Source organism: Terriglobus sp. YAF25, assembly GCF_052113305.1.
Lineage (GTDB): Bacteria > Acidobacteriota > Terriglobia > Terriglobales > Acidobacteriaceae > Terriglobus.
The window spans coordinates 1-6677 of record NZ_JBFRCY010000186.1; the positions used below are offsets into that span (position 1 = coordinate 1).

Sequence of the window (6677 nt, forward strand, 5' to 3'; positions counted from 1 at the left end):
CACCAGCGTTGCAGCCGATCTTGGTATCACCCAGTCGGCTGTCTCCAAAGCAATCGTTGCGTTGGAGGAACGATATGGCTTCGAGTTGGTCGTTCGCGGACGGAGCGGTTGTGTTCCAGGCAAAGAACTGCAGCGCCTGCGTCCTTTGCTGCGACAGGCCCATCACGCCCTTGCTGCCGTTGAGGGGAAGCTGGCAGGCCGAGGTGCGTCCATGTCCGGCAGCATCCGCATTGCGGGTTTCCGGAGTGCAATCAGCCAATTGCTGCCGCCTGCCCTCAACGGATTGTTGTCCCGGAATCCCGACCTCGACGTCTCCATTCAGATCGTGCGCGAAGTTGGCGGCGGTGTAGGGGAGCAGGTAGTCCAGGGGAACGCGGACTTTGGTATCACAACCGGCAGGCCACCAGCCTCCCTGCGGTCATGTGTACTGGGCTTCGACTACTACCTTTTGATACGTCCCGAGAAAGGTAGACAGGCAGCGATGGACCGGATCATTTTGTGGAATGAGAACTGCTCCTCGTGTGTTCCTGAAATTCTTTCTGCCCTGGGATACCGGCCGAAGCACAAAGTATCTGTACAGGAYGACTCGACGGTCGTGGGCATGGTGGGGCAAGGCGGAGGCTTCACCGTCATGCCAAGGCTAGCTGCCCACCCACTACCAGCGGGGGTGAAGGCGGAGGTGCTGACAGCCTACAAGAGGACGATGTGGCTTTGCGGAAATTCGATCATGTGGTCCTCAATGGCTGGGCGAGCCATTCGGCGCGCCATTAGCAAGGCAGCGAAAGACGCACTCGATCGCTGATTGCGCTAGAGAATTACCGATGAGCCATCCATAGGCCGGAGGGGCCCAAGTAAATGTAGGTGGCAACGGCAAATTTCAACATTGACAATTCAATACGCACAAGCGTATTGAATTGTCATGCGCCCTTCTCTTCGTGAGGACATTCTCAAGGCCGGTCTGAAGGTGATGTTCAAAGCCGGGTATCAGGGGGCTTCGGTCCGCGACATCTGTGAAGCGGCCGGAGCTCCGCATGGATCGTTTACCAACCACTTTCGTTCGAAGGAAGCCTTTGCCCAGGAGGTCCTTGACCGCTACTTCGAGAACCTGCAGGGGCACATCCAGCGATCGCTGGGTGACAAGACGCTTTCCCCGCGGCAGCGGCTGGAGCGTTACCTGGAGATCATCAGCGACGTGCTGGCCGCAGATAAGTGGGGCCGTGGATGCCTGATCGGCGATTTCAGCCTGGAGACGGTCTCGCACAGCAAGCCCCTGCGCCAACGCCTGGAGGAGATCTTCGAGGAGTGGCGGATCCCCTTTGCCGCCTGCATCGCCGAGGCACAGGCGACCGGAGAGATCGACAACACCTTTGATCCAGTTGACCTGGCTGAGTTTCTTCTTTCGTCGTGGGAGGGAGCCATTCTTCGCATGAAGGTTGAGCGTGGACCGGCGGCGCTGGAGCGCTTCCGCAAGATCATCTTTCAAACCGTGTTCAAGGAGCAACGATGAACGTACTGAGTGATGTGATGCTGTCTCAGGTCGAGGTTCTGGGCTCGACCATGGCCTACCGCGAAGCAGGAACTCCTGGAGCTCCAGTGGCTCTGTTCCTCCATGGGAACCCGACATCGTCGTATATCTGGCGCAACATTATTCCGCTCGTCGCTCCGGTAGCGCATTGCATCGCTCCGGACCTGATCGGCTTTGGGCAGTCGGGCAAGCCCGCAATCGAATATCGCTTTGCGGATCATGCCCGCTATCTCGATGCATTTCTTGAACGGATGAACATCACATCGGCGTATCTCGTCGCGCAGGACTGGGGCACGGCTCTTGCCTTCCATCTTGCCGCACGTAAACCGGAGTTTGTGCGCGGGCTTGCATTCATGGAGTTCATTCGCCCCATGCCCACCTGGAACGACTTCCATCCGGAGCAGATCGACACCTTCAAACGCCTCAGAACACCAGGTGTGGGTGAAGAGATGATCCTGGAGAACAACGTCTTTATCGAACGCGTACTTCCGGCAGCAACCATGCGGAAGTTCACCGAAGAAGAGATGGAGGTCTACCGCGCTCCCTTTCCGACACCGGAATCACGCCGCCCCACCTGGCGTTTTCCTAACGAGCTGCCCATCGCCGGAACTCCCAGCGATGTATACGCCACGATGGAAGAAGCACACCAAGCACTCGCCGAATCAACCTATCCGAAGCTGTTGTTTGTGGGCAATCCAGGCGCGTTGATCTCACCGGCATTCGCAGAAGGCTTCACGAAGAACCTGAAGAACTGCGAAGTCGTCCAGCTTCGCTCGGGCCTTCACTATCTCCAGGAAGATCATCCGGATGTGATTGGAGCCAACATCAAGGAATGGATTGAAGAGTTAAAAGTTGCAAGTTAAAAGTCAAAGCGTTAACGCGCGGGTGAGGCAAAATGCATTGCCACATCGAGCGAAAAAGCGAAGGCATGGGTGAAGAACAAAGTTCTTGCTACCCATGCCTTAACGCTTTAACTTTCAACCTTTAACTTTTAACTCTTCTCAATATCCTGCTGCTTTGCCATAGTGCCTCCGCCCATCGTGTCCACCGAGCAGCTCTCCCGTCTTTGGATCAACAGCGATCAACTCGCTGTCACCCCAGACGCCTGGGTTCTTCTCATCGAACTCGCCGGAACGTTTGATGGTGTAACCCATCGCTTTCAACTGCTCCACCACGTCGAGTGGGAACTTCTTCTCCACGCTTAGTTCATCGGGAAGGTACTGGTGATGGAAGCGCGGTGCGTCTGCCGCCTGCTGTACGTTCAGATGATTGTCGAGAATAGAGATGATGTTGTTGGCCACCGTCGAGATGATGGTGGGGCCACCGGGTGAGCCAAGCACGAAACGTACCTTGCCCTTGCGGTACCAGTGATTCTTCGTCGTCACAATGGTGGGCGTCATGGCCGAGAGTGGACGCTTGCCGGGAGCAATCGCGTTTGCCGGACCTTGAATCAGCCCGAAGCCATTAGGCACGCCCATCTTAGAGGCGAAGTCGTCCATCTCATCGTTGAGCAGGAAACCAAGACCATCGACAGTAACAGAAGAGCCAAAGAGAAAGTTCAGCGTGTAGGTATTGGACACCGCCATGCCGTCGGAATCCATCACGGAGAAGTGCGTGGTCTCGGTCGACTCCTTTGCCGGCGGAACCGTGGGTGCGGGAGGCATGAAGCCTGCAGGACGCACCAGGTCCTTCGATGGGGTGGGCTTGCCGACGGCGAGGGTCTTGCGCCAGGCCTCGTGATACTTCGGATTGGCCATCTCTTTCAGTGGCATCTTCATGAAGTCGGGATCGCCGAGATAGTCCCCGCGGTCCATGAAGGCGCGGCGATACGCTTCGATGATCAGGTTGACCTGCGCCGCACTACGGTCGGAGCCGAACTTCGGCAGGTCATAGCCGGTAAGAATGCCCAGCGACTCCAGCAGCACAATGCCGCCCGAGCTCGGCGGAGGCGAGGTGATGATGTGGTAGCCGTGATAGTTACCCTCGATGGGCTTGCGATCTTTCACTTCATAGGCTGCCAGATCGGCGGCGGTGATCAGACCGCCGTTCTTCGCCTCGAAGTCGGCGATCTGCTGCGCCATCTTCCCCTTGTAGAACTCAGTGGGATCGGCGGCGATGCGGCGCAGCGTGGCCGCCAGCTCCGGCTGTTTGAATACTTCGCCGGGTGTATAGAAGTTGCCGTCGCGCTGATAGATGCGGTGCGATGTTGGGAACTTCGCCAGGTTGGCGCTATGCAGCGTACCAACCTCCTCATCGCTGAAAGTAAAGCCTTCTTCCGCCAGACGGATGGCGGGCGCCATGACCTTCGCCAGGCCGAGCTTACCGAAGTGCTGTTCCGCATAGGTAAGCCCGGCGACTGTTCCTGGCACGCCGCTGGCCTTGTAGCCGGTGATCGACATGCGCGGAATGACGTTACCCTTCTCGTCGAGATACATGTTGTCCCAGGCGGCCGCCGGAGCCTTCTCTCGATAGTCCAGAAAGTGTGTCTTGCCATGCTTGTCCCGGATGAGCATGAAGCCGCCGCCGCCGATGTTTCCGGCCTGCGGGAAAACCACCGCAAGAGCAAAGCCGACAGCCACGGCCGCATCTACGGCATTCCCGCCCTGTTTCAACATGTCCAGACCGGCGTCGGAGGCATCGTGCTGAATGCTGACCACCATGCCATGGCGGGCACGCACCGGCTCCGGCGACTGCGCCTGCAATGCAACAACTTCAAAGGGAAGAGCGAGCGAAAACAGAGATACGGCGGCAGCGATCGACCGGAAAGTCAACGGGCATTGCTCCTTCATGAGCGGTACGGATGCCTCCAGCATAAATCTTCTATTCACAAAGCGGCGGCAGATACGGTGCGTACTATTTCCTCGGCTCGTCCGTCCTACGACATATCGAAAAAACATCACAGCATGACGGCCATAGGGCCGATATGAAAGCATTAGGACTGTAATGTCAGACTCTTCCCAACGGCTGGGATCGGCAGCCAGCGCCTTTCGTTCGCGCAATTTCCGCTTTTATCAGTCAGCCCGCCTGGTGGGCATTCTGGGCGCCGAAGCGCAGACCATCGCCGTAGCCTGGCAGGTCTACCAGATCACGCACCGTGCCATCGACCTCGGCTACACCGGTCTGGCGCTCTTTCTTCCCGGCATCTTCTTCGCCCTCTTTGCAGGACACGTCGCCGACCGCTACGACCGCCGCAACATCATCCGCATCTGCTACATCCTGCAGGCGGTCTGCACGGCGGCCCTACTGTGGGTGGCGCTCACCGGCACGAGGAATGTCCTGTTTATCTACGGCGTTCTCTTTTTGATCGGCACCGGCCGCGCCTTCAGCGGCCCGGCCAGCTCTGCCCTGGTGCCGCAACTCGTGCCCAGGGATGACTTCTTCAACGCCGTGACCTGGGGCGCAACCTTCTTCCAGATCGCCAATGTCGCTGGGCCGGCGCTGGGCGGCATTCTGTTCACCCTGCCCCTCAGCGGGTCGCTGGCTTTTCTGCGCGGCGCGCCGATTGTCTATTGCTTCACCATTACGGGACTCACCGCCTTCGTCATCCTGATCAGCATGGTGAACCCGCAGGGTGCACCCGCCAGACGGGAGAACGTAAGCCTCAAGACGGTGCTGGCTGGGATGCATTATCTCTGGTGCAAAAAGCTGCTGCTGGGCTCCATCTCTCTGGACCTCTTTGCCGTCTTGCTGGGCGGCGCCGTCTCGCTGATGCCCATATTCGCGCAGGAGATTCTGCACGCCGGCCCCGCTGGTCTGGGCATGCTGCGCGCCGCACCCTCGGTAGGCGCACTCACCGTCTCGTTGCTGTTGACAGTGAGGCCGATCCGGCATGACGCCGGGAAGAAGATGCTGACCTGTGTCGGCATCTACGGTGTGGCCACAATTCTCTTCGGCCTGTCGAAGTCGCTTTGGCTCTCGCTGGCGGCACTTGCCGTTGTAGGCGCGAGCGATATGGTCAGCGTCGTCGTCCGCTCGTCACTGCTGCAGATGGCAACACCACCGGAGATGCGCGGCCGCGTCAGTGCGGTGAACTGGCTCTTCCTGGGGGCGTCGAACGAGTTTGGCGAGTTCGAGTCCGGCCTGACAGCGCAGTGGCTGGGCGCCGTGCGTGCTGTGGTCGTCGGCGGTGTTTTATCGGTCACCGTCACGGCGCTATGGAGCATCCTCTTCAAACCGCTCCGCGATGTCGATCAGTTGACGACCGAGGCACTGCTCTCCGCCAACGAGATGCAGACGGTCGCTGAGCCGGTGGAATAGAGCATTTTCCTTGTGGGGGTGATGTAGGGTTTCCGCATCTATGGGCGTTTTCCGCAATGAAAACGCCGCTGCACGCCCCTCACGGGATACCCAGCAACAGGGAAATGCGCTAGAGCATTCTAGTAAGCTTCTCTGCATGGAGACCGGGAAGAAGATCGCTATCGGCTGTACCGTTGCCGTCGTCCTCGCTGTCGGAGGCCGCCTGGGCATGATCGCCTATCAGCGCCACCAGGCCGCAACCGCAGTCGTTGAGAAACCCACCTTCGAGTGGAAGCTGACCGACGATGACATGGTGCATCTGAAACACCTCTACCCCAGCACCATGAAGGACGCCAGGGACCTGATCGGCAAGCGCGTCTGGATCTCCGCCGGTGGCCAGATGGAGTACTTCCCCTACGCCGGCAAACAGGTGCAGTGGAGCAAGAAGGCCGGCACTCTGCTGGGTGCGCAGCCGATGGACATCAAGGACATGATCACGCAGCGGCCGCCGAAAAGCGTCATTGCGACGCAGCGTATCCCCGCCGACAGCACGGCCATCATGGCGGTCTTCTCCAATCCGGACGACAAAGCGACCTATGCCGCAACCGTCGGCTACATCGAAAACGGCCAGTACACGTTCTACCTGGACGAGATGTTCTTCTACGACGACCCGCACACGCTCTACAAACACTGGGGAGTGGAGAACTGGGCCGCGATCGACAAACATGAGGCCAAGCTCGGCATGAGCGAGAACATGATGATGATGGCTTTAGGCCAGGTGAGCCAGAGCGGAAGCCAAAAGAAGGGCGACCGCACCGTGCATTACTACAACCTGGGCAAGCCCTATGACGTGACCTTCGTCAACGATAGAGCGACGAAGATCGAGCCTTCGAAATAGCCTTTTTTGTTTTTTGTC

At 58.6% G+C, this 6677-nt stretch carries 6 protein-coding genes; 5 read left to right on the forward strand and 1 reads right to left on the reverse strand.

All coding sequences use genetic code 11. The features are described 5' to 3' along the window. The 3 genes from AB4043_RS09800 to AB4043_RS09810 form a co-directional block, all read left to right on the forward strand. Window positions 1-802 (forward strand): LysR family transcriptional regulator (locus tag AB4043_RS09800; protein ID WP_442306962.1); only part of this gene is annotated, 802 nt, incomplete at its 5' end. Between the two features lie 117 nt (window positions 803-919). Next, the gene (locus tag AB4043_RS09805; RefSeq protein WP_442301388.1) at window positions 920-1507 is read left to right on the forward strand and encodes a TetR family transcriptional regulator C-terminal domain-containing protein; all 588 of its coding nucleotides are present in this window, start codon (window positions 920-922) and stop codon (window positions 1505-1507) included. Further along, window positions 1504-2388: a haloalkane dehalogenase gene (locus AB4043_RS09810; protein ID WP_442301387.1), complete on the forward strand. Its 885-nt coding sequence runs from the start codon at window positions 1504-1506 to the stop codon at window positions 2386-2388. The genes AB4043_RS09805 and AB4043_RS09810 overlap by 4 nt, the downstream gene beginning before the upstream one ends. Window positions 2389-2526: 138 nt before the next feature. Here the strand turns inward: AB4043_RS09810 and ggt are convergent, their stop codons facing one another. Further along, a complete protein-coding gene (gene ggt, locus AB4043_RS09815; RefSeq protein WP_442306963.1) occupies window positions 2527-4338 on the reverse strand; it encodes a gamma-glutamyltransferase in 1812 nt (603 codons plus the stop codon). A 130-nt stretch (window positions 4339-4468) separates the two neighbouring features. On the opposite strand from ggt, the gene AB4043_RS09820 reads away from it, so the two are divergent. Together AB4043_RS09820 and AB4043_RS09825 are read left to right on the forward strand one after the other, a co-directional pair. Then, window positions 4469-5782 carry an MFS transporter gene (locus tag AB4043_RS09820; protein WP_442301385.1) on the forward strand — a complete coding sequence of 438 codons (1314 nt, stop codon included), beginning with the start codon at window positions 4469-4471 and terminating at the stop codon, window positions 5780-5782. 136 nt (window positions 5783-5918) lie between these two features. Further along, the gene (locus tag AB4043_RS09825; protein WP_442306964.1) at window positions 5919-6659 is read left to right on the forward strand and encodes a hypothetical protein; all 741 of its coding nucleotides are present in this window, start codon (window positions 5919-5921) and stop codon (window positions 6657-6659) included. The last annotated feature ends 18 nt before the right edge of the window (window positions 6660-6677 follow it).